Origin of the sequence: Terrimonas rubra (genome assembly GCF_042686025.1) — a bacterium.
Lineage (GTDB): Bacteria > Bacteroidota > Bacteroidia > Chitinophagales > Chitinophagaceae > Terrimonas > Terrimonas rubra.
This window is the reverse complement of sequence record NZ_JBHUOZ010000001.1, coordinates 1,140,559-1,166,974: the sequence shown is the minus strand read 5'-3', so window position 1 is coordinate 1,166,974 and position 26,416 is coordinate 1,140,559. Positions and strand designations below refer to the sequence as shown.

Sequence of the window (26,416 nt, the reverse complement as noted above, 5' to 3'; positions counted from 1 at the left end):
TACTTTTACTGAATTAAAAATTAATGTTTATACCACCAGTATATATAACGGGTATTGGTCCGTTACCCCAATCCACACCAAAAGAAGTAGGTGATCCGCCAAACTCAGGAGCATACCCCGAGTTACGTTTGAAAGTTTTCAGGTTTTGTACATTGGCAAAAACACGGAAGCTTTTTATACGGGCTTTAGTTAAAACGTTGGTCGGGATATTATATCCGATCTGGATATTCCTGATACGCAGATAGCTGCCATCTTCAATACCAAATGTGGAAGGCAAACGGTTGATAGCAAACTTGTCGCCCAGTCGTGGTACCCAGTTTGAAGTACCTTCTCCATGCCACCTGTCTAATTTAAAAGAAGGATAGTTATATCTTGAATAAGGCAACTCTGAAGAGCCCCATACACGATATACCTCGCCGCCATAGGAACCTTGTAAGTCTACACCAAAATCAAGTGCTTTGTATTTAACCGATAAAGACATGCCATAAATAAAATCGGGAGTAGGGTTACCAATAATGGTGCGGTCATCCGTATTGATATAACCATCACCATTGATATCCCTGTATTTCAGGTCGCCGGGACCATACTCATAACCTACAACAATGGGAGATCCAATTTTATCGGCATAGCTTTGGTAAAGGCCATCTACGATATAACCATAAAAATAACCAATAGGATAGCCTACCTGTGTTTGATTAGGTGTGCTTTCACCGGCCGGCAGGAAGGTGCCGAATTTTTTCACTTTATTTTTAAAGCTGGTAAGGTTACCGCTTACGGTATAGGTAAGGTCTTTAGAAAGTGTACCATTATAGTTTAATGATAACTCGATACCCTGGTTAGAAATAGAGCCAAAATTACCTAAAGTACGGCTAGGCCCGTTTTGTAAGAAGGACAGCATGTCCTTGGTTAACTTATTGTAATAGTTTATTTCACCTGTTACTCTGTTATTTAACAAGCCAAATTCCAGGCCTATCTCTCTTCCATGCACTGTTTCCCAGCGCAGGTTTGGATCAGGCTCATAGTCATTTACATAAGCAGGGTATACACTACTGCCAAATACAGCAGTATTACCGGAAGAGAAAGTAGGGAAATAAGGATAACTAACACCATAAGTATTCTGGCTACCTAATACCCCGATCGAACCTTTTAATTTAAGGTAGTTGATAACGGAAATATCCTGCATAAACCCTTCTTTGCTTATTTCCCATCCGGCACCTACTGCCCAGAAGTTTTGCCAGCGCTGGTCAGGATTATAGATCAGTGAGGAGCCATCCCTTCTGAAGGTAGCGTTCAGGTAATATTTATTGGCAAAGTTGTAAATACCACGTAACAGGAAAGAAAGGGTATTTGCTTCTGTTTGTGCAGAGTTTCCTGTAGCATTGGCTATATCAGTAAACTTGTTATTCAGGTACCAAAAACGTTTGTCATCCGGAATAGCGGGTTGTCCGTCTTTTTGTTCAACACGTCCGCTGGTACTTCTGTAAGCACGTGAGTATGTTGTCCAGCCGGCAGTAGCCTGGAGATTATGATCACCCAGTCTTTTCTTATAGTTTAACAGGAAGTCTGACTGGTACTTGGTCCAGCGTTGTTCAGACTGGGATACCGACGTATACCGGTTTACTAAAAAGCCGGCGCCTGCATCCGGATCGTATGCACCGTATAACGGGTTATACGTTCTGCTTTCCAGGTAACTTTGGTCACCATAAAGCGCCATACGGAAGTTAAAATCTTTTAAAAAGTTAACCTCACCATAAATGCTTCCTACAAAACGTTGTTCACGACCAATGAATTTATCCCAGGTGTTTTCTCTGGTAACCAACGGATTTTGTAAAGTGTTTTGAATAGAAGGAAGTGCAGAATACAGGTTATATACCTGCTCTGTTCCATAAAGATTCATGGTATAGGGTGTAGTACCGGCACTTACATTCGGTGCAATTCTCCTGGCATTTTCCAGTGTATTGGTACCGTCATTTGGCGCCTGGGTGTAAGCAGTGTTAAAAGTAAAGCCGATCTTAATATCTTTAGTCAGCTTATATTCATTGCTTAAGTTAATCAGGTATTTTTTTAGTTTTTCGTGAATAACAATACCCTCTTCATTTATATAACCCAGGCCCATGTAAAACCTGTTCTTTTCGTTGCTGGCATTAATACTCAGGTTATTGTTATTAAAAACACCATTTTGTGTTACGGCCTTGATCCAGTCTGTATTTGAAGTCCAGTTAGTAAAATCAAAACCCGGAGTAGTTACGCCGATATTGTTATTCTCTTCCTGGTATAACATTTTAAAATCTTCGCCATTGGTCAGTACATCAATTTTATCAACCAGTCTTTTAACACCAATGCTGGAATTTAAGTTTACAATTACCTGTCCCGCTTTGGCCTTTTTAGTGGTGATAGCAATGGCACCTGCAGCACCCCGTACACCAAAAATGGCCAAAGAAGAAGGGTCTTTCAGTATTTCCATTGACTCAATATCATTAGGATTGATAAAGTCAATATTATCATTTAAAATACCATCCACAATATATACCGGGCGTACGGCTTCATCACCAATACTGTTTGTACCACGGATACGGATATCGGGTGCTTTACCAATGCCGGCAGAAGGCGTTACACTTAACCCTGCTACCTTACCCTGTAAAGAAGCGATGGGGTTTACGTTGGGTTTATCAGCCACTTCTTCACCGCCAACCTTCACAATGGAACCGGTAAGGTCTCTTTTCTGGGCGGTACCATAACCTATTACCACCACCTGGTCCATCTCTTTGGTGGATGAAACCAATGTTACGGTAACTTCATTTTTACCGCCTAAAGCAACCTCCTGTTCAGCATAGCCAACAGAACTAACAATAAGCGTTACATTATTATTGGGTACCGAAAGCGAGAAATTACCATTGCCGTCTGTGGTAGTTCCGAGGGTAGTTCCTTTTACCTGCACAGAAGCGCCGGATAAAGGCAGGGCGCCTTCGCCTAAAACCTTACCCTTTACAATAACGTCGGGCGGACGAACATCGCCCATTTCTTTAATTACAATCAGGTTGTTACCCATTACCTGGTATTGTAAATTGGTACGGAAAAACATGATGCTCAGTACATCTTTTAAAGAAGCCTGGTTAACATCAATGTTCACTTTACGTAAACGGAGTTCCTGTAACTGACTATTGTACAGAAAGCGGTATTGTGTCTGTTTTTCGATATTCTGCAAAACAGTCGTCATTTCGGCCCGTTTTGCCTTGAGCGTGATCTTTGATTGCCCAAAGCCATTGGCCGACACATGCACCGTAAAAAGTAAGAAAAAAGCAGCAGTCAGTTTCATAGCAAGCAGCACATTTGATTGAAACGGTTTTATTTTAACCGTTAAGAAACTTTTCATACATTTAAAAAATTAAGGGTTAAGCAATCCAACTGGTCAGGTTGTTCTTTTTGTTTAGCCGTCTTAGTACGCTTATAACGGGGAATGCGCCAACATTCTCCGTTTTTTTGTATACTAACCGGGGGCTGTTTTAAGGTAGTCCGATATATATCTCATTGTTATCAATTTTATAGGTAATGCCGAAGCCCGCCTTCAATCCGGCCAGCGCTTCTTCAACAGTTTCTTTTTCGAAAGAGCCTGTTGCTTTCATACTTTTTACCTCGTTATTGGTAAAAAATATCTTTACGTTATACCATCTTTCCAGTTTACGGGCCAGCTGTTCAAAATCTTCATCTTTAAACTCTAAACGGCTGTATACCCAGGCGGTTTCTATTCTTTCGGTTTCTTTTTTTGCGCTATCGATGGAGACAATAATGGTACCCTTATGGGGAGTGGCAATAGTAGACTTGTCTATTGTAGACAGTAAATTGCTTTCATTTGCTGCGTTTTTAGCTACTATCAGTTTTTGATTGGGCACCATGGCAATAGGCATCCGGTCTTTAAAGTTATTATTGGTTACCTCTACCCTTCCCTGGAACAGGGTGGTTTCCACGTTTTTATCCTCGGGGTATGATTTTACATTAAATACCGTACCTAATACTCTGATCAGAACATTATCTGTATGTACAATAAAGGGCTGTGTTTTTTTATGGGCCACATCAAAATAGCCTTCGCCCACCAGTTTTACCTCCCGTGTTGTACCTGAAAAATCATTCATATACTCCAAGTAAGAGCCAACATTCAGCCAAACGGAAGTACCATCTCGCAAAATAAAGCGGGACCGGTTACCATTTTTGGTGAATAACCTTTCTCCCTCCACCTCCTGTTTGTGGGATATACCCAGGTTAGGATCATTGATTTTTTTATCCGGTACCAGGCTCCAGACCGCAGCTACTACCAGTAGGAGTATGGCAGCCGCAGCTAACCACCTGTATCTTTTTGGCTTACGCACTGGTGGTAAAGGAATAACGGAAGACGATTTTTTTCCACCTGCCTTATGTATGATCTGTTTTACCGATTGACGTGCCTCAATATCATCTATGGCATCTTCTTTCTGGTGCCACATTCTCACCAACACATCATATTCCTGTTGTAACGCGGGGTTTTGTTGTAGTATATCATGTAATTGCTTCTCTTCCTGAGAAGTTGCTTCGCCGCTTAAACTGCGGGACATAAGCACCCATATAGTATCAGATATATTCAAAATGGCAAGTCTTAATACTATAGGACAGCAATTTGAATTCTATCTACTAAAAGAAATTTAACTTTTTTTAACTTTTTTTTGGAGATCGGTTTCCAGGCCCGGAAAGCCGGCAGTTTTACCTGGTTTAATAACATCCAGCGCCTGGCAGATACGTTTTACCGCTATGGCCATCTGGGCATCAATGGTATTAATGGAGATATTCAGTATCTCGCTTACTTCTTTATATTTAAGCCCGTCCTCCCTTACCAGTTTGAAAATTAATTTGCACCGGGGTGGCAGGTTTTCAATCACACGGTTCATTTTGGCCATCATTTCGCCGGTTATCATCAGGTCGTAAGGATCGGTGGTGATGACAGGTGAGGCTGTTTCCAGGAAATCAAAGGGGGCGTTCACCAGTTCATTTGCTTTTTGGGAAATAGCATTTAAAGAGGCGTTTTTAACGGCTACATATAAATAAACCACCAGGTTATCAATTTGTGAAGCCGTTTCCCGTTTTGCCCATAGTTTCACAAATACATCTTCTACGGTTTCTTCGGCCAATTCTTTACTACGAACAAGGGAAAATGAGAATTGTACCAGTTTTTTATACAAATACTGGTAAATGAGTGTGAAAGCGGCTTCATCGTGATGTTGCAAGCGTAACTGAAGTGCTTTTAACTCCTGAAGGTTATGTAAGTTCTCTCTGTGCAATCGTTACATTGTTATGCTAAAGTAGGGAAAACAATTTAATACATATCATCAAAAAACACAATAAATATGCTTTTTTCAGGATGAAAAACATTTTATGACGATTGTGCTAGCCACCGGAGCATTGCAATCAGTTACATTTTACAGCTATCCCCGGCCCTTGTATTTTTTATGGCACTAATACCCGCGACCGGCAGTTTATTTTTCCGCCAGCATTTGTTTTGCCTGTTCCAGGTCTTCGGGGGTATCAATGGCCACACTAATAAAATCTACTTTGGCCATGCGTATTTTTATACCATTTTCCAGGTACCGGAGTTGTTCCAGTTTTTCTACCCGCTCCAGTAATGCCGGGGGCCAGGTGGTAAAGTCAAGCAGTATTTGTTTGCGATAACCGTATACTCCAATATGTAAATAATGATCAACGGGAATACCAGGATTGGCCACATAGGGAATAACATTGCGGCTGAAGTAGAGCGCATCGTTATGTTTGTTCACCACTACCTTTACCGCACTGGTTGCCTGCAATTCTTCGGAACTTTTTATTACCCGCATTAGGGAGCCCACCTGTACCATTGGGTCGGTAAACAGTTGTACAAGTTTTTGCAAAGGCTCTTTTTGTATAAAGGGTTCATCGCCCTGTACATTAATAATCACCTCTACATCCAAACCAGCCACAGCCTCGGCTATACGGTCGCTGCCACTTTCGTGCGGTTTCAGGCTCATGATGGCTTTACCACCATTATCGACAATTTCATTATAAATAATATCGCTGTCCGTTACTACAATTACTTCATTAAAAAGCCCGGTAGCCACAGTAGCATCGTAAGTATGCCTGATAACCGTTTTGTTACCCAGGGGTTGCATAAGCTTGGCCGGGAAACGGGTGGCGGCATAACGGGCCGGAATAAAGGCGGCTACAGGAATGGTTGCTGAACTGGTCATAGTTATTTATTACTGACTGCAAATATAACGGTAGGGTGCGTTTTTTTGCTGATAAGCGAACAAATGCTGAGAGGCTGCCCGATGGAAGCGGCACCGGACGCCTGTGCAACGGCGGCTGGTACAGCGGACAGCGGGAGCTAATGCTGAGCATGGTTACTGTTGCCCAAAGCCCCTGCAAATGCTGCAAAACCATGCACGGGCTTTACAGACAAGGAAGCCACACGCTGTATATTTGCGGATTTTAGCAGACTTAAAGCGCCCGTAGTAATACGATTCGCAGGGTTAGCAGCAACTGCCGGGGAGCAAGCGGTGCAACCGATTTAAAGTATCATTATTGAATTTTAATATAAGTTTTAATTACATTTATAATATAATGACTTAAAACATTGAACCGGGGATTGGCTCAATTGTTGTTTAGCTCATGAAATAATTGACAAGCAATTGTCATTATTATTTATTACCTCTATCGTTAAACACAATTTTAGTTGTATGGCAAAAGATGTGATCAAACTTTTTCGCAACGAAGTATGGAAGGATGTTAAAGGCCACGAAGCCAAAGGTGCAGTATGGTACAAGTACGCCATATCAAATTATGGCAGGCTTGTTAAATACAATAAAAATATACCGGATGGCTTTTTGCTTAATTGCAGCAGGCAGGGCGGCTACCCTATATGGCGAAAAAAAATGAATGATGAATATGTAGCCATTTTAATACACCGTTTAGTAGCTGAGTATTTTTTACCAAAACCAAGAGGGAAACAAAAGTTTATCATTCACCTGGACCATAATAAGGAGAATAATAAAGTGAACAATCTTGCATGGGCAACCCGTGATGAAGTAACGGCGCATAATAAAAAGAATCCCCTGGTAATTGCAGCCATTAAACGCACGAAGGAAATTGGCGGCGGCGGCGGCAAAAGAAAACTGAAAGAGAAAGATGTAATCCGTATTAAAAAGATGTTAGCGGCCGGCAAAACGCTGAAAGAAATAGCCACAAAATTCAGCGTAAGTGATATGCAGATATACCGTATAAAAATTGGTGAGAACTGGGGCCGGGTAAAAATTGCTTAAACTACTCCGAATAATAATTTTGCTTTACAATAGGTAGTGGTATTGGCTGTAATAGTTGCCGTAACTGAAAATAGCTGTTCACCGGCAGGTTGAAAGGCAATAACAATTTCAGCTACAGGTACCGTTGCGGGTGTTATTATATTGAGGTATTTTACCTGTGCAGCTTCGCGTAATATGATCTGTTTTTGTACATGGCCGGCCAGTTGCTCTTTTATGATATGCAGCATACATACGCCGGGTACAACAGGTTGCCCCGGAAAATGACCTTCAAATATTTTGTGTGCCGCATTGAACTCAACAGTTAAGGTAATACTGCCATCCGTTTCCTGCTTATTTATCACCTGGTAAAAACTGTTATTCAGCATAGTTGTTTATTTGCTTTAGCGTTATGTTAAACGCAAAGTTATTGTGTTTTATAAATACGGAGTCAGGCAGGCTTTTGTTCATCCCCGTAAATTGTATATCCACTACTTTTTTCCTTTTACTTCCCCTTTCCATGGCCAGCAGGCTATCGCAGCCGGCAGGGGTTTTATAATAGTAATGGTCTTTACCCTGCTTGTAAATATGGTAGGCGTAAGTACCATCTGTTTTAGAAAGGTAGCGGGCATTCCCCAACCTGTTCATTAGTAACAGTTGAAAATCTTTACGCAGGGTTTTGATCACTGCCTTACGGTTCATTTTATCCGTAATATGATGAACGATCATATTACCTGTGGGCGGAAAACCAAAATCAAAAAACTTAAAGCCGGCTTCGTTGGTAAATAACAGGCGCACACTGCTATCGGGTAATTGTTTAATAATGAGCAGGCCGCTCAAATAATGGCCGGTAACATCAATTTGTGCACGGTATAAAGTGGTATTGTATTCCGGCACCAGGGATGGTATACAGTCAGGAGAACCATTGCTTTTTTGCAGGTGTTTATACGCCGATCCGCAGGCCGATAAAAGTACAAGTATACTAATGGGTATTAAAAAGCGCATCGGATAAGGTTGTGTTCAGTTCCGGGTTTATATAAGATAACACTGTTTTATCGCCCGACGGCTCATGCATTTCTACTTTTTTTACCAGGTTATCTTTTTTACCCGAGATCATGTTTATTTTACTGAACATTTTTTTCAGGTCCTTACCCAGCGGCGTTAACTCGGCCAGGTAAGCATCATTAGACTCATATAGTTTTACGGAAAAATCTTTGTTATCGAACACCGTTCCTTTCACACAATCCATCATAATGCGGTTAATGGATTGAAAGAGCTTATTGGAGCTGGCCGACATTTTGTTTTCCTTCTGGTTATCTTTTATATATACATTATTACCGTTAATCACCATCAGGTACTGGAAAGGTGATGTATACTCCATACGTATGGCATTTTCTTTTTTGAAGTAGAATTTGCCTTTTGATACAATTTTTTCTGACAGCATGCTCAGGGTTTTCTCCTGCACAAAATCGCTTTTTAGCGTATTGGTCTTTTGTGCGGACTGGGCAAAGCTTTTTTTGAAGGCATCGGTATTGGCCACAGCTTTATAACCCGGGTATTGCGCCTGCGCTGCTATAAACAAAAAATAACTGAAGATGGTAAGGATAAACCTATGCATAAGGTTGCAAATTTAGCATTTTGTGCAATGGTACAATAGCATACCCCTGCGCTTTTAACGTATCAATAAATACGGGTAACATAGTCACGGTAACGGCACAGGTATCGTGAAACAATACCACAGCACCGGGTTTTACCTGTTTTAGTACCCGTTGTAATAATTTATCGGCATCGCCGGTAATGGTATCCAGCGAACGGATATTCCACCCCACGGTAACAAACCCCGATCTTTTAATGGCTTTTGCCAGGTTTGGATTGGTAACGCCATAGGGCGGCCTGAACAGTAAGGGTGTAACACCTATTGCCTGACGCGTTACGGCATTCATCTGTTGCAGGTCGTGGTACATTTTTTCTGTACCGAGCAGATCGAACAGTTTACCATGACTATAACTATGGTTACCAATGATATGTCCCTGCTCATGCACCTGTTGCAAGATCCGGGGATACAGTTCAACCTGCCGGCCGATACAAAAGAAGGCGGCGGGCACATTTTTTTCCTGCAGTATGGCCAGTACTCGGGGGGTGAAATCAGGTGAAGGGCCATCGTCAAAACTAATGGCTATCTGTTTTTTATCAGTTTCGGCACTGCTTACCACTTTTACATAAAAGCCGGAATTAATATAGTAACTGCCATAAAACAATACCGTGCTTCCAATGACCAGGATTGCCGCCAGTAAAGGCCAGAAATACAGCCAGTTGTTCAGCACGCCATACATAACAGCGGCGAGTAAACATACTGATAGTATGATAATGGTAAGCCGGAACTTTAACATGCGGTAAGCAAAAATAGTGCGTGGTGAATATGTTGCTGGTGATTGTAAATTAAAATACGTTTGGGTGCTGCTGCCGTTACCCCAACTGTTGCCGGAACTTTACCGGTATGTAAAATATTAGCCGCTAACCAAACCGCAAATGCGGTTGCCGTGGGGTATTCGCCACACAGGTGTTTAAAACCGCTTAAAGGCCTGTTCTGTAGTACACCTGCCTGCAGTGTGGTATAAACTTCATCATTTGCAGCATCACCATTCAGGCCGGTCAGGATAATATCCACATCATCCAGGGTTATACTTTGTTTAGCCAAAAACTTTTCAATTTCTGCTTCAATTTCCTGGTCGGACATGGGTTTATAAAAAGTATGCACATCATTGAGTTTAGCCATGCTGTTGTCTTCTTTTTTACCATTGATCAAAAAGAACACGGCACCCTCCCCGTTCATGGTACCCTGTGCGGGTTGTGTTAACAGGTCCACGCTTTGTTCCCTGTTTTTGTACAGGCCAAACCGTTGCAGGATATTGTGGCTGGCTTCCACAATTTCATCTACCGCTCCTACCAGTACATTGCCGGCCTCCTCTTCTGCCAGCAGTAAAGAGGCATCCAGCAAAGCATTTTCAAAGGAGAAACCGCGGTGTACAAAAGTATTGTTATAGTTATGACACTGTAACATTAAAGCAATTTGCGCTCCTACCGTATTGTGTGTGGATTGTATAAAAGAAGTGGGTGATAACAGTTCCTCGTTAAAGCTGACCATGCGTGACAGAAAAGCTTCCGTGTCGGCCAGGCAACCATAGGCCGTACCGGTTACAAAAGCATCGGGCTGCTGTACCCCGGCGGCTTTCAGGCAATCCATAGCGGCGGCCACACCCATCTTTATTACACGACTCATGCGCCGGATCTGTTTGCTGTCAATATAAGTAGTATAATCAGGTTCAACACAGGCCAACTTATCACCTGAATAAGTATCCGGGTTAACCAGTATTTTTTCGAAAGATGCCTGCGGCGTAACAGCGGCCGTAGATTGTATGTACATGTATTTGACCTCTTTAAAATTGTTATCGTTTAGATGGCTGTTCCAGGTACAGCTCCACCCCTGTTGCCAGCGGGTAGTATTGTTTTGTATCCTGTTCCTGCAAACGTTGTGTAAATAAAATACCGTTTAAATGATCGATCTCGTGTTGAAAGATCACCGCTGTAAATCCCTCTATTATTTCATTTTTATAAGTACCATCCTTTTGCTGATAACTTAACCCGATGGTATAATGTCTTAACACATTACCGCTGATATCAGGTATAGACAAACAACCTTCTTTCCCTTTACGGTAGAGAACAGATTGCCAGGTTATCTGTGGATTCAGGTATAGTTCAAAAGGAGTACCGGCTTTGTCGAACCGTTGTACCCAAATGATTTTTTTATTAATGCCTAACTGGGGCGCCGCAATACCAACACCCGGGCGGGTACTGTCTCGCATGGATAATAACATACGTTTTGCCAAAAGATCCAAACCCGGTGCGTTATGTTGAATGTTTGCAGAGGGCGTCAACAATATCTTATGTTCCTCCGGTTGGGTGATCTGTATAACCCTTAACATGTTACTGGTATCACCGCCGTAGATGATTTTTGTTTCCTTATCCGTAAACAGCTGCGCCTGTAACAGGTTTGTACAAACTGTTAACAATACCAATAGTAAACCGGGATGCCGTACCGTTTTTTTCATTGTCATAAAAAGTACACAAAAATATAATTAAACCGGTGCAGTGCCTGATAAAATTGGCCAGCTGCCTTATTTTATGGGTAACTGATGGAATTGCATTGAAATACAGGGTTTATAACACTATATGCTCTTTGGTCAATTCATTATTTACCGTCCGCCATATCTGCAGGCTGTTTTCGTTTTTCAGTTCTGCGGGCAATAAACTATCCGGCCAGTTCTGGAAACTTACCGGCCTGGCAAAACGCTGTATGGCATCGGGCCCAACTGATGTAAAACGGCTGTCGGTAGCGGCCGGAAAAGGGCCGCCATGCTGCATGGCATAACATACTTCCACTCCCGTAGGAAAGCCATTAAAAATAATGCGGCCACATTTTTCACTGATCAGGTTAATCAACTCGCGGTTATCACCGGCTTCCTCAGTTTCCGCCCATACGGTGGCGGTTAACTGTCCCTCTAATGATTGGGCAATGGCTATAGCGTCCTCCGTTGAATGATATTTAACTACCAGGCCGAACGGACCAAACACTTCGTGGGCCACCGTTTTGTTATGCACAAAATTATCTTTACCCGTAATGGCCACCGTTGCATTGCCAGCCAGTTCATTGGTATTAGCGGCTTCGGCCAATACACTTACGCCGGGTTGGGTAATAGTGGCTTGTTTATTTTTATGGTAACTCCCGGCTATGCCTTTATGTAACATCATCGCAGGGCTTGTTTCAGTAACAGTTGTAGCCAGTGTATCCAGGAACAAATCAAACTCCGGTATATCGGGTACTATTATTATTCCCGGGTTAGTACAAAACTGCCCCACCCCCAGTGTTAAGGATGCCGCATATTGTTCCGCCAGCTTTTTAGGATCTGCTTTTAGTTTTTTTGGTAATACAAATACAGGGTTCACACTTCCCATTTCTGCAAAAACCGGAATTGGCTCTGCTCTTTTTTGAGCCAGGTCGTAAAGGGTTTTACCTCCCATATAGGAACCCGTAAAACCTACCGCTTTTACCAGGGGATGCTGTACCAGGTATTGACCGTTTTCAAAGCCCTCGCTGATAACGTGAGAAAAAACTGAAGCCGGAAAACCTGCTTTCTCTATACCTGCTGCAATAGCCCCCGCCATGATAACAGAGGTTTGCACATGTGCACTATGGGCATTCACTACTACCGGGCAACCCGCTGCTATCGCAGATGCCGTATCTCCTCCACCGGTTGAATAGGCGAATGGGAAGTTGCTGGCACAAAAAACAGTAACAATACCCACCGGTAAATAAGTCTTGCGCAAATCAGGTTTAGGCGCAGGCATCCGGTTGGGCAAAGCGGTATCTATGCGCACCGCCAATACATTACCGGTAGCCACTGCATCGGCATAACTGCGCCATTGAAAAACGGTTCTTGCTTTTTCTGTTGCCAGCCTTGCTACCGGCAGGTTGGTTTCCTGCTGTGCTGTTAGCAATAGTTCTTCACCCAATGCTTCAATGGCATCGGCAATATGATGCATAAGTCTTGCCCGTTCTGTTACGGTTGTTTTTTTTAAAAACATCAATACTTCCTGTGCTTTTTGCAACAGCTTATCTATTTCGGGCATAGTTGTATACTGCATAATAACAATTTTAAATACGGCCAGTAAAGTTAACTTTTCATTAGGTCTGTTCCATAAACAAATAGTACTCCTGATTGTTTACTTTTTCCCGTATACCGGCCTGCGCAAACCCCTGATTTTATTGTGTTTCAGCGAAAATTTAACAGTCTTGTTTTTAAGATTTCTCTAACGTGCACTTATACACATTTATCCCGTTCTGGCACCATTTTTCCAGCAATTCCCTGCTTAAAACAATACAATATGAAAAAAATAAACTGGTTGCTGGGTTTAGCAATCGTACTCGTCGCCATGCAATCCTGTATGAAGAATAAGAATGACAGTCCTTCTACACCTGTTGCAGGTTTAATGGCTTTTAACTTAGCATCTGATAAAAACCAGGTGGGTTTTGATATAGGTGGGAATGTGTTTACACCCCAGCCACTTAATTTCCTGAATTATACAGGTGTTTATAACGGAATATTTGTCGGCACCCGTACATTAACGGCTTTTGATGCCATGACAAACAGCAGTATTGCTTCTGCCAATACTACCTACGAAGAAGGGAATTATTATTCTGCTTTCTTAATAGGCACCAGCAATAATTACCGCACACTGGTGGTAGCCGACAGCCTCGATAGCCTGGATGCAGTGGCAGGTAAAGCCTATATCCGTTACATTAATGCCATACCCGATTCAACAGCGCCAACTGTAACCGTTACGGCCAATGACGCGCCGGTGAACAGTGGTGTGTTATCCTATGGTCATATCAGCCGGTTCATGCCGGTAAATGTGGGTAATGTAACGATTACCACTTCCAACGGAGGTAATATCAGCACCAACAGGACCTTCCCGGTAACAGAAAAGAAAATCTATACCATTTTGCTGGCTGGTAATCCTGCCTCTAACAATATGGACAGTGTACAAACAAGGTATATTGAGAACGGGACTTTACAATAATATAGCATCGCAAGATTTAAAAATCTTGTTAGCTGACTAGTTAAACAAAAACGGATGGTGTTGGGGTTATCTCAGCACCATTTGTCTGTCAGCATCTAACCTCAGTAAAATTGCTATCAGCAAAGAGAAAGTCAGCAGGGAGGCGCCGCCATAACTGATCAGTGGTAACGGAATACCAATTACAGGGGCCAGCCCAATGGTCATGGAAATATTAATAGCCACGTGAAAAAATATAACCGAGGCCACACCATAGGCATAACACCGGCTGAATACACTTCTTTGCCTTTCGGCAATGGTAACAATGCGGAATAATAAAAGCAGGTATAAGCCCAGCAGGACAAAGCTGCCCACAAAGCCAAAGCCTTCACCAATGGTATCAAAAATAAAATCGGTTCTTTGCTCCGGCACAAAACCGTACCGCGTCTGGGTACCTTTTAATAAACCCTTACCGGTAAAACCACCACTGCCTATGGCAATTTTTGATTGTTTTACATTATAATCCGCAGTATTCTCCTGTTTCCCGCTTTTTTCATTAATCACCACTTCACCCTGTATATATTCTTCGGGTATTTCTTTACCAATGGTACTGTAAATACGTTCTACCTGGTGTTTACCTAATACTTTTTGAAATAAAAATGGTACGGCCAAAAACTGTATGCCCACGCAGACCAATGTAATAAGAACAATTTTAACCAATAAGCCGCGATCCCGTTTTACTTGCCTGCGCAGGAGAAAAATAACCATAAGCGCAATGCCTATTAATATTAAGGCCAGTATATCCTTATCCAGCAACAGGGTCATTACCACCAGTGCTGCCAGACTAAAACCAATTACCAGTATACTGGCAGGCAACCCCTCCCTGAACATCACCAGGAAAAAAGCAAAGAACACCAGGGCCAGGCCTGTTTCTTTTTGTAAGATGGACAAAATTGCCGGGAACAAGGTAATACCGGCAGCTATTAACTGCGAGCGGGTTTGTGTAAAATCCGTTTCCGGCCTTGATAAATATTTTGCCAGTGCCAGCGCCACGGTTATTTTACAAAACTCCGCAGGCTGAAAGTTTAAAGGCCCCAGTTTAATAATTGATTCGGTACCCTTAATATTGGAGTGGAAAGGAAATACCAGCAACATCATAAAAATACCTACCGCATAAAATATATTGGCCGTGGCCGGGAAAAACTTACTGTCGGTTAACAGTACAAACAAGCCCAGTAACAGCGATACACCAAAAAAGATGAACTGTTTGCTGTAATCGGTATTAAAGTTTAAAAAGCTCTGTATAACCGGGTCCCCCTCTTTATAGGTAGCCCCGAATATGGCCATTAACCCAATGGTTACTATCAGTATATAAATACCCACTACTGACCAATCTATGCCTTTTGATATGCCGGGGTTACGCTGACTCATACAGTTACTGGTGCTGGTGTTGACGGGTTACGGTAAAATTGGTGTTTTGGCTCTAACATAAAAGTAATAGCCGTTTTTATTGTTGATTTTGGCTGTTTTTCTTCTTTCTTTTCAGCCGGGGCCGCTTCACCACGGCGCAAATATTTCCTGATATAGGTACTATCCTTTGTTTTATCAAAGAACCAGCGGGCCCTGATGGAATCCTCACGGTATTGCAGGCGGGCAAAATGTTTAGGCATACGGTTTACCTTAATAAAGTTCTCGTACTCTGCCTTGGTAGCTTTTGATAAAGTATCGTTCAGGTATTTTTCCGTCAGTACTTTGGCAATGGGTCCACTCCATGTACCACCATAACCGGCATTTTGCATCACTACCGCAATAGCGATTTTCGGATTATCGGCAGGGGCAAAACACACGAACATTGCATTATTCTCCAGTTTAATTCTACGGCCATCTAAAAAAGTATAGTTCTCCGCAGTACCTGTTTTTGCACTCACCCTTATACCCGGTATACGGTTACGGGTTGCCGTACCATAAATGGTCACATCTTCCATACCATTAATAATGGCCTGGTACATGGTATCGGGAATATGGGTCAGTACTTCATGTTTGGTGCGGTACTTAGCCAGGTATATAGAGTCGGCAGGCGTTTCATCGTCAATACTTTTTACAAAATGCGGGGTATAATAATAGCCTTTGTTCGCAATAATGCACATGGCGTTGGCCAGTTGTAAGGGTGTGGCGCCCATCTTATCCTGTCCTATACCCAGGGTAAGGTTGGTACAGGAGGTCCAGTAACCCCTGTTCTCCTTGTTATACACCGATGTATCGGGAATAAACCCGGAGTTTTCGGAAGGCACATCCACCCCCAGCCTTACTCCCAGGCCAAATGCGTTCATATACTCCTTCCATTTCATGTAACCGTTTTTTACATTCCCATATCTTTTCTGGTCCACCACCATCCGGTAAATATGGGTAAAATAGGAGTTACAGGAATTTGCCGTGGCTAACCGTAAGTTGGCAGCATGGCCTCCGCCGGCATGTGTACAGCCAGGTTTACCCGTGCCGCAGGCCAGGTAACGTCCTCCGCAGGGATAACCAAATGAAGGTGTTATCACGCCTTCCTCCAATGCCACCAGCCCACCCAGGGGTTTAAACGTACTACCCGGTTCATACCGGCCCTGCACCGCACGGTTCAATAAAGGCTGGGCAACATCCAGGGCCAGGCGGGCATAGTTTTTTTGCATATCATAACCCGTTAAATCGTTGGGGTTAAAGGTTGGGCCCGATGCCATGGCCAGGATACCCCCGGTTTTAGGCTCTATAGCCACTACAGCGCCTACTTTGCCGCTCAGCATTTTTTCGGCCATTTCCTGCAGTTCTACATCTAGGTAAGTACGTAACCCGCGGCCGGCAACGGCCGCCGTATCAAACTCCCCGTTCTCATATTTACCCACCAGGCGGTTACGGTTATCCTTTATCATATACTGCACACCACGCTGGCCCATCAATACCTTTTCGTAAGAGGATTCCAACCCGTTCTTACCAATATAATCCCCCATGCGGTAAAACCTTTCCGACCGCTCAATATCCTTGGCCGATACCTCACTTACATAACCCAGTAAATGCGCTCCTACATTATAAGGGTATACCCGCACCGGTCTTTCAATCATGGCAAAGCCGGGAAAACGCCAGCTGTTCTCTTCAAAGCGGGCCTGCATCTGTGGCGTTAATAGTGATTGAAAGGTGGAAGGTCTTACCCTTGTATTTTTAATGATCGCGTCCACGATCCTTTTTTTAAACTCCGCAGTATCAATCTCCATCAGGTTACAAAATGCCGTGGTATCCATACCTTTAATTTCGGCAGGGGTTACCATTAAATCGTACATAATGGCATTGTTTAAAACCGCTTTCCCTTTACGGTCATAAATAATGCCCCGTTCGGGGTAAATTATTTTGGGGTAAACGGCATTATCCATGGCCATAGGACCATATTTCCCCGATAACAATTGCAGGTTTACCAATTGCCCGATAATGATCACAAACACCAATAAAAAAATAAGCTTTATTATACGACTGCGTGATTGGTTAAATACGGACATAAATTATACAGCGGGAAAAAATAATACCAGTGAAGTAATTAATTAGTTATACAAAGTACGAATTACCAAAGGGGCTTTCCAAATGTTTATTACCAATTTTTTTATAATTTTTTACCCTAACAATTCCGGGGCTGTCAACTGCAGTAATACTACCCGGCTTCTGTTCCCGCTGTCCGCTGTACTCCGCCACCAACCCGCGCACAAACCTTCAGCGTGGTGCCGCTTCCATCGGGCAGCCCGTCAACAGCAGCGTTTCAAACCAGCTTTTTAAATACACGTATCATACTGCCTGTTTTCAATACAATCACGCTATCCTTATCACCCGCTTTCTGCACTACTGCTGATTGCCACTTGTCAATTGCCAATTCTTCTTATCCATTATCAACTGTAAATAGAAACAGTTTTTATTTTAACTTTATACTTTTACTTACCATAAACTCATTGCATGTCGTTTGCTCACATCACTATCAGTTCCGTTTCCCTATACAAATTATTCATTCCTTTAAAAGAACCCTTTATTATTTCCCTGGGTCCTATTCCCAACGCCGAAAATGTAATTGTAGTTATTAAAACAGCGGAAGGCATTACTGGCTTTGGCGAGTGCAGCCCTTTTATGAGCATTAATGGCGAAAGTGCCGGCACCTGTATGGAAGTGGGCCGTTACCTGGGTAAACTGCTGGTGGGCAAAAATGCACTGGATATTGAAGATAATATTGTGGCCATGGACCGCCTTATTTATGGTAATACCAGCATTAAAAGTGCCTTTGACATGGCACTGTATGATATTGCCGCCCAAAATGCCGGGGTTCCTTTATACCGGTTCTTAGGCGGCGACAATAAAAAAATAGTGTATACCGATTATACAGTGAGCATCAGCACCCCTGAAAAAATGGCGGCCGATGCCCTTAAGATCAAGGAACAGGGCTATCCCGCCATTAAAATAAAACTGGGCAGCAATGGCGCTTTGGATGTAATGCGCATAAAAGCCATCCGCGAAGCGGTAGGCAACGAAATTCCCCTGCGTATTGATGCCAACCAGGGCTGGGGTGTGGAGGAAGCCATTAAAACGCTAAATGCACTGGCCCCTTACGGTATACAACATTGCGAGGAACCTATTGCCCGCTGGGCCTTTATGCAATTGCCGCAGGTACGCAAACAAAGTCCCATTAAAATAATGAGCGATGAAAGTTGTGGCGATGAGCACGATGCCGAACGCCTCATCAACCTGCAGGCCTGTGATTACCTGAATATTAAACTGGGTAAATCGGGTGGCATTTTTAAAGCCCTCAAAATTGTTGATATGGCCACTGCCGCCGATCTGCACCTGCAGGTAGGTGCCTTTATGGAATCGCGCCTGGCCATGACGGCCTTTGTTCATTTTGCCCTGAGCAGCCCGCAAATTGTACATTTTGATTTTGATACGGCCCTCATGTTTAAACAGGATCCCGTAACCGACGGCATACAATATGCCCCCAACGGGTTGATCACCATTACCGAAACACCCGGCCTGGGCGCCACCATTGGCGAGGAATGGTTACAAAAAATGGAAAATATTGTTATTATCTCGTAGAGACGCCATGCTGGCGTCTCGGTAATAAAAAGGCCGGGGCCTTTTTATTACCGGTTATTGTAAATCAAACAGGGATACCTATGGTATCCCTGTTTTTATGGAGACGCCAGCATGGCGTCTCTACGTATTCTCCCTCGGGTTATATCCACCAATTTGGTTAATTTTATTATAACACCAACCTTCCCCACCTATGGATAAATATCAAAACCGGTACCGGATATCCTCCGTACGGTTAAAAAACTGGAATTATGCCAATCCCGGCATGTATTTTATAACCATCTGTTGTCAAAACCGGGTATCCTATTTTGGACGTATCATTACCCCTCCTCCTGAACCGGACAGATCAAAAGAAACTACGACCAACAATAATATTTCTATCGCGAAAGCCTGTTTACAACCAACACCTATAGGACAGGTGGCCACCGAAGAATGGCTAAAAACGCCACAAATCCGGCCCGATATGCATATAGAACTGGGTGCTTTTATCGTTATGCCCAATCATTTTCATGCAATTTTAATTATTGGCAATAATATCTATAACCATGAAACACCTCCGGCCGCAGGCAATAGTTTCGGCCCGCAAAAAAAGAACCTGGCTTCCGTCATCAGGGGATATAAATCGGCGGTAACCTGTTATGCCCGAAAAAACAATATCATTTTCGGGTGGCAGGCCAATTATCATGAACATATTATCCGCAGTTACCAGGAATTTGTCAATATAACCGAATATATTCATAACAACCCCGCAAAATGGGCCAATGATGTTTTTTTCGGGTAGGGTTCAGGTAGAGACGTCATGCATGACGTCTCTACCTGAACCCCTTGCATTACGCCCCTACCCGAACCATGCCCTTATTTTTCAATCTTAATTTTTATTTTTTGCCCTTTAAACCGTAAGTTTAATAACAATTTAACGATTGACCGTGGCAGTTGATAACGCATAAAATACTAATAATCAAAACTGTACAATACAAACAACTGTCTTTTTCAATATTAAGGAATTATTAATTCTGTTAACATTAACCTGCCGCCAATAGCAACCAACTAATTTCGCACACAATTAAAACCAGTAGCATGTCGCTTAATTCGTTTTTAAAAATTTTTATGCCCAAAAACAGGGTGTTTTTCGAGCTATTTGAACAGGTAGCAGAAAACTGCGCTAAAATGGGTACTGTTTTAAAAGATGTAGTTGCCGAAATTGATTTTGACAAACGTGCCTATTACATCAAACAAATTGAGGACCTGGAACATGCGAACGACGAGCTCACCCACAGCATTTTTACCGAGTTAGGCCGCAATTTTATTACACCTTTTGACCGGGAAGATATTCACTACCTGGCCACTTCACTGGATGATATTGCCGACTATATTTATGCCTCGGCCAAAAAAATAAACTTTTACCGCGTTAACCCCAACGATATGGGCATGCAAAAGTTTGCCGAGCTGATTGAGCAAGGCGCTTTCCATATCCGCACAGCGGTGAAAGAACTGCGCGACATGAAAAACATGCGCAATATTACCGAAGCCCTGGTTAAGATAAACAGTATTGAGAACCAGGCCGATGATGTATTTGACATGAGCATTGAGCGACTGTTTGCTACCGAACCTGATGCCAAAGAGGTAATTAAGAAAAGAGAGATTTACCAGGTAATGGAAATGGTTACCGATAAATGTGAGGATGCCAGTAACGTGATTGAAAGTATAATTATTAAGTACGCTTAACTCATTATATGGATTATAATTTTCTGATTGCCATTATTGCGCTGGCATTAATATTTGACTATATCAATGGCTTTCACGATGCGGCTAACTCTATTGCCACAGTAGTATCTACCAAGGTTTTAACACCATTCCAGGCAGTACTTTGGGCAGCTATGTTCAACTTTGTGGCATTCTTTATTTTTAAAGATCATGGTGTAGCCAACACCATTGCCAAGACGGTAAAAACTGATTTTATTACCCTGGAAGTGATCTTTTCCGGGCTGGTTGCCGCCATTATCTGGAACCTGTTCACCTGGTGGCGTGGTATCCCTTCCTCCTCATCCCATACATTAATTGGCGGCCTGGTAGGTGCAGCCGTTGCCCATACCGGCAGCTTTGATGCTATTAACTCAGCCCCGGTTATACAAATTGCCCTGTTTATTTTCCTGGCGCCGCTGGTGGGTATGATCATGGCTTTTATCATCTCCGTTTGGTTTATTTACTCCTTCCGCAAAGGCTGGGGACCAAAAATATTTTCTTCCTTAATCATCATTGGCACCCTGGTATTTTTAGCTATGGCAATGGAAACCGATCCCGCCAAACTAAAATCACATTATGATGGATATGTAGCTAAAGTGATTTTCCATGGTGAGAATTTTAAATGGATATTATTATCGCTGATCATGCTGATCATGGCCAGTTTCTCCCTATTCCTGAGCAGTTTAAATGCACACAGGGCTACAGTATGGTTTAAAAAATTACAACTGGTTTCTTCTGCTATATTCAGTATCGGCCACGGTGGTAACGATGCCCAGAAAGTAATGGGTGTTATTATGGCGGCCCTGATCGTTTACGATCCGCAAACCTATCACCTGGATCATATGTTAGGATGGATCCCGCTGGCCTGTTACAGTGCCATTGCCCTGGGTACCATGAGCGGCGGATGGAAGATTGTAAAAACCATGGGTACCCGTATTACCAAGGTAACACCGTTTGAAGGTGTTGCTGCCGAAACAGCCGGTGCATTGACCCTGTTTATTACCGAGGCCTTAAAAATACCGGTAAGCACCACGCATACCATCACCGGTTCTATCATGGGTGTGGGCGCTACCAAACGTTTATCGGCAGTACGCTGGGGTGTAACCATCAACCTGGTTTGGGCCTGGATACTGACCATTCCTGTAAGTGCTTTAATTGCACTGGCCGTATATAACCTGGTGCACCTGTTCCGTTAATGTCGTAATTAAGCAATTATTTTATAGTGAGTGGTGAATAGTGAATTTAATGTACTATTCACCATTTTTATTACAGGTATAAGCTCCTTATTATTGTTATTTATGGTCACTGGGGCATTGTCTGTTATTAAATGCATATTGCCCAATAGCCTTACCGGACGCTGAAGTGAGTGACACAACCGCAGCTGATAGTTGTAATGCAGCTGGTAACAAAAAACTTATCTGCACCTGTGTCGGCCAGGTGTATCGTTTGTGTATACCAGCCAGGTAAAAAAACGGTAAATACAGCGCCTTTCGTCCCATTAAGCAGCAAGTATTTGCCAAAAAAAGCGCACTTTTGTTCCTACTTTTAAAACTATGGCTAAAATACTTGTAACAGGCGGTTGCGGTTATATTGGTTCGCATACCGTAGTGGACTTAATACAGAACGGGTACGAAGTAATTTCGGTAGATAATAATTCCCGTTCCAATCCCGGGATTATGCTTGGTGTTGAAAAAATTTTAGGGAAACCGGTTAAAAATTACAAAGTTGACCTTTGCGATTTTGATGATACCTATGCCATTTTCCAGGAGAATACTGATATTGAAGGCATTATTCATTTTGCTGCCTATAAAGCCGTGGGTGAGTCGGTAGAGAAGCCGTTGATGTATTTTGAAAACAACCTTACCTCCTTAATTAACCTGCTGAAATGTGTGCAGGATTTTAATATCCCTTATTTTGTTTTTTCCTCATCCTGTACCGTATACGGTTCGCCGGATGTAATACCGGTTACGGAGCAAACGCCGCCCAAGCCGGCGGAGTCGCCTTATGGTTATACCAAACAGATGGGCGAGCAGATCATCAGCGAGTTTGCCAAAAGCAAGAACAATACACAATGCATCCTGCTGCGTTATTTTAACCCCGTAGGGGCGCATCCTTCCATACAGATAGGTGAGCTGCCTATTGGCCGCCCGCAAAACCTGGTACCTGCCATTACCCAAACTGCCATTGGTAAAATACCCAAGCTTACGGTACATGGTGCAGACTATGATACGCGTGACGGCTCCTGTATCCGCGATTTTATTCATGTATGTGATATTGCCCATGCGCATACATTAGCGATAAACTATGTACGTGAAGGTAAAAACCTGCGTAAATGTGATGTGTTTAACCTGGGTACCGGTAATGGAGTAAGCGTGCTGGAAGCCATTAAAGCTTTTGAAAAAGTTAGTGGTGTGGCACTGAATTATGAAATTGGTCCCCGCCGTGCCGGTGATGTGGTAGCTATTTATGCCAATAATAACCTGGCCACCACCGAGCTGGAATGGACATTACAGTATGACCTGGATGCCATGATGGACAGCGCCTGGAAATGGGAACAACGTCTGAAGGCCGAGGAGAATATTTTTGGCGCCCAGCTGAAGGAGTTAAATTAAAAATACACTATACCCTTTTGTAAAGCAGGCTCTATGGCCTGCTTTATTATGTAGCTTATTCATTACTCTTTATACAGATCGGCCATTTTTTGTTTATCACCCTTCATTATACCTTCTTTCAGCCATTGGTTAATAAAAGCGGTTACCACTGTATTCACCTCTTTGCCGGCACGGTAAACAGCTTTCCATTGCAGGCTCTTTTTTTCATACGCGGGGTTCACAAATACTTTGTTTTTTCCGGAGCCGGTGGTAACGGCAGTAAAATCAACCGTGGCGGCTATGGCAAGGTATTCCTGTAACCTGGCTTTTACAGCATCGGCCGGGTTTTGGGGGTACATTTTATTCCATTTGGTTTTATTGGGTGTAGGGTCATTCTGAGCGGCGATCATCTTCTTTTGTGCAGCAATACCATCTTCCATTTGCTGTACAGCGCCGGCTGGCATTTTTGCCGCTTTCATTTTTGCAAGCCCGTCTTCCATCTCTTTCAGGCTTTTTTTAAGCCCTGCTATGCCTGCGGCATCCATGCGGTAGGGTTCATTGGTTGGTTTAGCCGACTCCCTGGCTTTGGTATAAGCCGAGATGAACTCTTCGCTGTTCACATATTGTTTTACATAGTTGCACAACTCTTTTGCTGCCCCTGCTTTATCGTTTTGTATAATTGCTGCCAGCTGGTTTATCCTGGGCACCCGGAAGGCCTTTAACTGTTCACCCAATGAAGCCGGGCCGCTGCCATCTTCTGCAATGCTTATATCTACCGGTTCGTGCCGGAAATCGCCGATAATATTATTGAGTATATGTTGCTGAGCGGACTGGTGCGAGATACCCAGTTGTTTGATGATACTATCGGTCAGTGTAAAAGCACTGATAACTAAAACCATGATGATGCTGAACAGCATTCCTGTTTTCTTTTTCATATTGTATCGTTTATAATAAAGTACCATTACTTCCCGTAAAAGGTGCTGATATAAAATTGCCGGTAAAACAGGCGCCGGCCAATCCTGTAAAAAGGGGATTTTGTTTGTAGCTTTAGAAAAATCCCGCAAAAAGGGGATTTTGTTTGTACATTAAACCTTACATATTTGTTTTATGACTCCTTTATCTTCCCGGTACGGCAAATTCCTGCTACTATTGATAATAGCCAGCTGCATCTCTTTTATGGCTTATGCCCAGGCAGGTAAGAATATTGACAGCCTCCGGCTCGCTATTGCCAACGGTAAAGACGATACGGCAACAGCCAAAGCCCATTATTTCCTGGCCATGTTTTATGAGATGGGTAACCAGGATTCGGCACTCTATCATTTAAACACTTTAAAAAAAATTTCGGAGAGGCTGCACTACCTGCGTGGTGAGTACCTGTATTACGAAAGAAAAACCGTTGTTTCCTATACCATGAGCGATTATGCCAAAGCAACGGAGGAGTGTTTAAAAGGCCTGTCATTGGCCAGGCAATTAGGCGACAGCAGTTATGTTATTGCCATGTTGAATAACATGAGCATCATTAAAGGTTTTGAGCGGGATTTTAATGCCCAGCTCCATTATGCCCTGATGGTAAGAGACAGGATAATAGCCGCTAAAGACTCGGCCAAGCTTTCGGGTTTATATCATAACCTGTCCAATGTATATTCCTACCTAGGTCAGGAGCAGAAATCGAAAGAAGCAATACTCTACTCCATTTATTTGTATGAGAAATTAAAGCTTCGTAACGATTATATCAACCGGGCATATGCATCGCTTGCCCAGAATTACCAGAATGAAGGGAATGGCGACAGCGCTATCTTCTTTTATAAAAGAGCTATTGAAACATCGGCCCGTATTAACGATAAATATGCTGAAGCGGCTATTTATTCCTATCTGGCCAACCTCTATGCCCAACTGGGACGGTTTAAAGAAATGCTGCCTATTGCCGAAAAATCGCTGCAACTGGTACCTACCCTGCAAAGCAGCCAGTCAACCGCCACGGCTTTGTACAATGTAAGCGAAGCCAATTTTTACAACGGTAATAACCGGCAGGCCAGGCTGTATATTGACAGCAGTTTGGCCCTTGGCAAAAAGGATAGCCTGCGTGCCCTCTTACAGGATGGTTATCAATTGTTGTCCTTTATAGAAGCCCGTGATGGTAACTTTCTGGCCGCGATAAATGCTAAAAACAAATCTGACTCTATCCGCACAGCGGCCTTAAATGAAGAGATAGCTAAAAACGGCCTGGAGCTGGAACAAAAATATGAAGCGGAAAAAAAGGATAGCCAGATCAAGGCACAACAAGCTGATATTAAACAAAAAAACATACTGAATTATTTATTTGGTGGTGCTGCCGTTGCTGTACTGATCATAGGCCTGTTAGGTTATTTAAACTATACCAACCGGCAAAAACTGCAGCAGCAGCGTATAGCCGAATTGGAAACCCAGCAACAATTAATGGCCACGGAAGCCGTGTTAAAAGGCGAAGAGCAGGAACGCACCCGTTTGGCAAAAGATCTGCATGATGGGCTGGGCGGCATGCTTAGCGGCATTAAGTTTTCCTTAAGCACGGTAAAGGGTAACCTGGTAATGACACCCGATAATGCCCAGGCTTTTGAGCGTAGTATTGATATGCTGGACAGCTCTATTAAAGAGATGCGGCGTGTGGCGCATAATATGATGCCGGAGGCCCTGGTGAAGTTTGGACTGGATACGGCCCTGAAAGATTTTTGTCTGCATATTACCCAAACCGGTGTGTTAAAGGTCAACTATCAATCTATTGATGTTGAGTCCCTGCATATTAACCAAACAACGGCTATTACCGTTTACCGTATTGTACAGGAACTGCTGAACAATACCATTAAACACGCCACGGCTCAAACGGCTATTGTGCAATTAAGTAAGGTGGAAAATGTATTAAACATTACTGTAGAAGATGATGGCAAAGGTTTTAATGCCGTAAGCTTACAGCAATCTCCCGGTATTGGCTGGAGCAATATACAAAACCGGGTCACTTTTTTAAATGGTAAGCTGGATATACAGTCTGAGCCTGGTAAAGGGACTTCGGTGTTTATTGAAGTGCCGGTATAGTTTTAT

Annotated in this window: 22 protein-coding genes; 8 read left to right on the top strand and 14 right to left on the bottom strand. The window is 43.0% G+C overall.

Going from position 1 to position 26,416, the window contains the following annotated elements; genetic code table 11:
• Positions 1–13: 13 nt before the first annotated feature.
• The 4 genes from ACFS6H_RS05010 to kdsB form a co-directional block, all read right to left on the bottom strand.
• Complete coding sequence (locus ACFS6H_RS05010) at positions 14–3,373, bottom strand: TonB-dependent receptor (RefSeq protein WP_386095879.1); 3,360 nt, start codon at positions 3,371–3,373, stop codon at positions 14–16.
• A 130-nt stretch (positions 3,374–3,503) separates the two neighbouring features.
• Positions 3,504–4,586: a FecR family protein gene (locus tag ACFS6H_RS05005; RefSeq protein WP_386095877.1), complete on the bottom strand. Its 1,083-nt coding sequence runs from the start codon at positions 4,584–4,586 to the stop codon at positions 3,504–3,506.
• 87 nt (positions 4,587–4,673) lie between these two features.
• Complete coding sequence (locus ACFS6H_RS05000) at positions 4,674–5,252, bottom strand: RNA polymerase sigma-70 factor (protein WP_386095875.1); 579 nt, start codon at positions 5,250–5,252, stop codon at positions 4,674–4,676.
• Positions 5,253–5,501: 249 nt separating this feature from the next.
• Positions 5,502–6,245: a 3-deoxy-manno-octulosonate cytidylyltransferase gene (gene kdsB, locus ACFS6H_RS04995; RefSeq protein ID WP_386095873.1), complete on the bottom strand. Its 744-nt coding sequence runs from the start codon at positions 6,243–6,245 to the stop codon at positions 5,502–5,504.
• Between the two features lie 489 nt (positions 6,246–6,734).
• Between kdsB and ACFS6H_RS04990 the strand changes: the two genes are divergently transcribed.
• Positions 6,735–7,316: an HNH endonuclease gene (locus ACFS6H_RS04990; RefSeq protein ID WP_386095871.1), complete on the top strand. Its 582-nt coding sequence runs from the start codon at positions 6,735–6,737 to the stop codon at positions 7,314–7,316.
• On the opposite strand, the gene ACFS6H_RS04985 is transcribed toward ACFS6H_RS04990, so the two are convergent.
• From ACFS6H_RS04985 to ACFS6H_RS04955, 7 genes are all read right to left on the bottom strand, one after another.
• Positions 7,313–7,681: a 3-hydroxyacyl-ACP dehydratase gene (locus tag ACFS6H_RS04985; RefSeq protein ID WP_386095868.1), complete on the bottom strand. Its 369-nt coding sequence runs from the start codon at positions 7,679–7,681 to the stop codon at positions 7,313–7,315. The two genes, ACFS6H_RS04990 and ACFS6H_RS04985, sit on opposite strands and share 4 nt — an antisense overlap.
• Positions 7,671–8,297 carry a hypothetical protein gene (locus ACFS6H_RS04980; protein ID WP_386095866.1) on the bottom strand — a complete coding sequence of 209 codons (627 nt, stop codon included), beginning with the start codon at positions 8,295–8,297 and terminating at the stop codon, positions 7,671–7,673. Before ACFS6H_RS04980 ends, ACFS6H_RS04985 begins: the two co-directional genes overlap by 11 nt.
• On the bottom strand, positions 8,275–8,910 hold the full coding sequence (locus ACFS6H_RS04975; protein ID WP_386095864.1) for a LolA family protein: 636 nt from the start codon (positions 8,908–8,910) through the stop codon (positions 8,275–8,277). The genes ACFS6H_RS04980 and ACFS6H_RS04975 overlap by 23 nt, the downstream gene beginning before the upstream one ends.
• The gene (locus ACFS6H_RS04970; RefSeq protein ID WP_386095862.1) at positions 8,903–9,682 is read right to left on the bottom strand and encodes a polysaccharide deacetylase family protein; all 780 of its coding nucleotides are present in this window, start codon (positions 9,680–9,682) and stop codon (positions 8,903–8,905) included. Before ACFS6H_RS04970 ends, ACFS6H_RS04975 begins: the two co-directional genes overlap by 8 nt.
• Positions 9,676–10,716, bottom strand: coding sequence for a beta-ketoacyl synthase chain length factor (locus ACFS6H_RS04965; protein ID WP_386095860.1), 1,041 nt, complete (start codon positions 10,714–10,716; stop codon positions 9,676–9,678). Before ACFS6H_RS04965 ends, ACFS6H_RS04970 begins: the two co-directional genes overlap by 7 nt.
• A gap of 22 nt (positions 10,717–10,738) precedes the next feature.
• Complete coding sequence (gene def, locus ACFS6H_RS04960) at positions 10,739–11,401, bottom strand: peptide deformylase (RefSeq protein WP_386095858.1); 663 nt, start codon at positions 11,399–11,401, stop codon at positions 10,739–10,741.
• A 109-nt stretch (positions 11,402–11,510) separates the two neighbouring features.
• Positions 11,511–12,995 carry an aldehyde dehydrogenase (NADP(+)) gene (locus ACFS6H_RS04955; protein WP_386095856.1) on the bottom strand — a complete coding sequence of 495 codons (1,485 nt, stop codon included), beginning with the start codon at positions 12,993–12,995 and terminating at the stop codon, positions 11,511–11,513.
• Positions 12,996–13,235: 240 nt separating this feature from the next.
• On the opposite strand from ACFS6H_RS04955, the gene ACFS6H_RS04950 reads away from it, so the two are divergent.
• Positions 13,236–13,931 carry a DUF4397 domain-containing protein gene (locus tag ACFS6H_RS04950; RefSeq protein ID WP_386095854.1) on the top strand — a complete coding sequence of 232 codons (696 nt, stop codon included), beginning with the start codon at positions 13,236–13,238 and terminating at the stop codon, positions 13,929–13,931.
• 66 nt (positions 13,932–13,997) lie between these two features.
• Here the strand turns inward: ACFS6H_RS04950 and rodA are convergent, their stop codons facing one another.
• Both rodA and mrdA read right to left on the bottom strand, forming a co-directional pair.
• Positions 13,998–15,338, bottom strand: coding sequence for a rod shape-determining protein RodA (gene rodA / locus ACFS6H_RS04945; RefSeq protein ID WP_386095852.1), 1,341 nt, complete (start codon positions 15,336–15,338; stop codon positions 13,998–14,000).
• Positions 15,335–17,440, bottom strand: a complete 2,106-nt coding sequence (gene mrdA, locus ACFS6H_RS04940; RefSeq protein WP_386095850.1) for a penicillin-binding protein 2 — start codon at positions 17,438–17,440, stop codon at positions 15,335–15,337. The genes rodA and mrdA overlap by 4 nt, the downstream gene beginning before the upstream one ends.
• 445 nt (positions 17,441–17,885) lie before the next feature.
• Between mrdA and ACFS6H_RS04935 the strand changes: the two genes are divergently transcribed.
• The 5 genes from ACFS6H_RS04935 (at position 17,886) to galE (ending at position 23,362) form a co-directional block, all read left to right on the top strand.
• Positions 17,886–19,010, top strand: coding sequence for a mandelate racemase/muconate lactonizing enzyme family protein (locus tag ACFS6H_RS04935; RefSeq protein WP_386095848.1), 1,125 nt, complete (start codon positions 17,886–17,888; stop codon positions 19,008–19,010).
• A gap of 190 nt (positions 19,011–19,200) precedes the next feature.
• Positions 19,201–19,788 carry a transposase gene (locus ACFS6H_RS04930; RefSeq protein WP_386095846.1) on the top strand — a complete coding sequence of 196 codons (588 nt, stop codon included), beginning with the start codon at positions 19,201–19,203 and terminating at the stop codon, positions 19,786–19,788.
• Between the two features lie 296 nt (positions 19,789–20,084).
• Positions 20,085–20,732: a DUF47 domain-containing protein gene (locus tag ACFS6H_RS04925; protein ID WP_386095844.1), complete on the top strand. Its 648-nt coding sequence runs from the start codon at positions 20,085–20,087 to the stop codon at positions 20,730–20,732.
• An 8-nt stretch (positions 20,733–20,740) separates the two neighbouring features.
• Positions 20,741–21,946 carry an inorganic phosphate transporter gene (locus ACFS6H_RS04920; RefSeq protein ID WP_386095842.1) on the top strand — a complete coding sequence of 402 codons (1,206 nt, stop codon included), beginning with the start codon at positions 20,741–20,743 and terminating at the stop codon, positions 21,944–21,946.
• A 357-nt stretch (positions 21,947–22,303) separates the two neighbouring features.
• Positions 22,304–23,362, top strand: coding sequence for a UDP-glucose 4-epimerase GalE (gene galE, locus ACFS6H_RS04915; protein WP_386095840.1), 1,059 nt, complete (start codon positions 22,304–22,306; stop codon positions 23,360–23,362).
• 62 nt (positions 23,363–23,424) lie between these two features.
• Here the strand turns inward: galE and ACFS6H_RS04910 are convergent, their stop codons facing one another.
• A complete protein-coding gene (locus ACFS6H_RS04910; RefSeq protein WP_386095838.1) occupies positions 23,425–24,276 on the bottom strand; it encodes a hypothetical protein in 852 nt (283 codons plus the stop codon).
• A gap of 172 nt (positions 24,277–24,448) precedes the next feature.
• On the opposite strand from ACFS6H_RS04910, the gene ACFS6H_RS04905 reads away from it, so the two are divergent.
• On the top strand, positions 24,449–26,410 hold the full coding sequence (locus ACFS6H_RS04905) for an ATP-binding protein (protein ID WP_386095836.1): 1,962 nt from the start codon (positions 24,449–24,451) through the stop codon (positions 26,408–26,410).
• The last annotated feature ends 6 nt before the right edge of the window (positions 26,411–26,416 follow it).

What these genes read in the sequence shown, in the direction of transcription:
- ACFS6H_RS04970 (WP_386095862.1), bottom strand. Translation starts at nt 9,682, where the DNA reads ATGTTAAAGTTCCGGCTTACCATTATCATACTATCAGTATGTTTACTC.
- ACFS6H_RS04965 (WP_386095860.1), bottom strand. Translation starts at nt 10,716, where the DNA reads ATGTACATACAATCTACGGCCGCTGTTACGCCGCAGGCATCTTTCGAA.
- ACFS6H_RS04935 (WP_386095848.1), top strand. Translation starts at nt 17,886, where the DNA reads ATGTCGTTTGCTCACATCACTATCAGTTCCGTTTCCCTATACAAATTA.
- kdsB (WP_386095873.1), bottom strand. Translation starts at nt 6,245, where the DNA reads ATGACCAGTTCAGCAACCATTCCTGTAGCCGCCTTTATTCCGGCCCGT.
- ACFS6H_RS04920 (WP_386095842.1), top strand. Translation starts at nt 20,741, where the DNA reads ATGGATTATAATTTTCTGATTGCCATTATTGCGCTGGCATTAATATTT.
- ACFS6H_RS05010 (WP_386095879.1), bottom strand. Translation starts at nt 3,373, where the DNA reads ATGAAAAGTTTCTTAACGGTTAAAATAAAACCGTTTCAATCAAATGTG.
- ACFS6H_RS04910 (WP_386095838.1), bottom strand. Translation starts at nt 24,276, where the DNA reads ATGAAAAAGAAAACAGGAATGCTGTTCAGCATCATCATGGTTTTAGTT.
- galE (WP_386095840.1), top strand. Translation starts at nt 22,304, where the DNA reads ATGGCTAAAATACTTGTAACAGGCGGTTGCGGTTATATTGGTTCGCAT.
- def (WP_386095858.1), bottom strand. Translation starts at nt 11,401, where the DNA reads ATGAAAAAAACGGTACGGCATCCCGGTTTACTATTGGTATTGTTAACA.
- rodA (WP_386095852.1), bottom strand. Translation starts at nt 15,338, where the DNA reads ATGAGTCAGCGTAACCCCGGCATATCAAAAGGCATAGATTGGTCAGTA.
- ACFS6H_RS04985 (WP_386095868.1), bottom strand. Translation starts at nt 7,681, where the DNA reads ATGCTGAATAACAGTTTTTACCAGGTGATAAATAAGCAGGAAACGGAT.
- ACFS6H_RS04955 (WP_386095856.1), bottom strand. Translation starts at nt 12,995, where the DNA reads ATGCAGTATACAACTATGCCCGAAATAGATAAGCTGTTGCAAAAAGCA.
- ACFS6H_RS04925 (WP_386095844.1), top strand. Translation starts at nt 20,085, where the DNA reads ATGTCGCTTAATTCGTTTTTAAAAATTTTTATGCCCAAAAACAGGGTG.
- ACFS6H_RS05005 (WP_386095877.1), bottom strand. Translation starts at nt 4,586, where the DNA reads ATGTCCCGCAGTTTAAGCGGCGAAGCAACTTCTCAGGAAGAGAAGCAA.
- ACFS6H_RS04950 (WP_386095854.1), top strand. Translation starts at nt 13,236, where the DNA reads ATGAAAAAAATAAACTGGTTGCTGGGTTTAGCAATCGTACTCGTCGCC.
- ACFS6H_RS04930 (WP_386095846.1), top strand. Translation starts at nt 19,201, where the DNA reads ATGGATAAATATCAAAACCGGTACCGGATATCCTCCGTACGGTTAAAA.
- mrdA (WP_386095850.1), bottom strand. Translation starts at nt 17,440, where the DNA reads ATGTCCGTATTTAACCAATCACGCAGTCGTATAATAAAGCTTATTTTT.
- ACFS6H_RS04975 (WP_386095864.1), bottom strand. Translation starts at nt 8,910, where the DNA reads ATGCATAGGTTTATCCTTACCATCTTCAGTTATTTTTTGTTTATAGCA.
- ACFS6H_RS04990 (WP_386095871.1), top strand. Translation starts at nt 6,735, where the DNA reads ATGGCAAAAGATGTGATCAAACTTTTTCGCAACGAAGTATGGAAGGAT.
- ACFS6H_RS04905 (WP_386095836.1), top strand. Translation starts at nt 24,449, where the DNA reads ATGACTCCTTTATCTTCCCGGTACGGCAAATTCCTGCTACTATTGATA.
- ACFS6H_RS04980 (WP_386095866.1), bottom strand. Translation starts at nt 8,297, where the DNA reads ATGCGCTTTTTAATACCCATTAGTATACTTGTACTTTTATCGGCCTGC.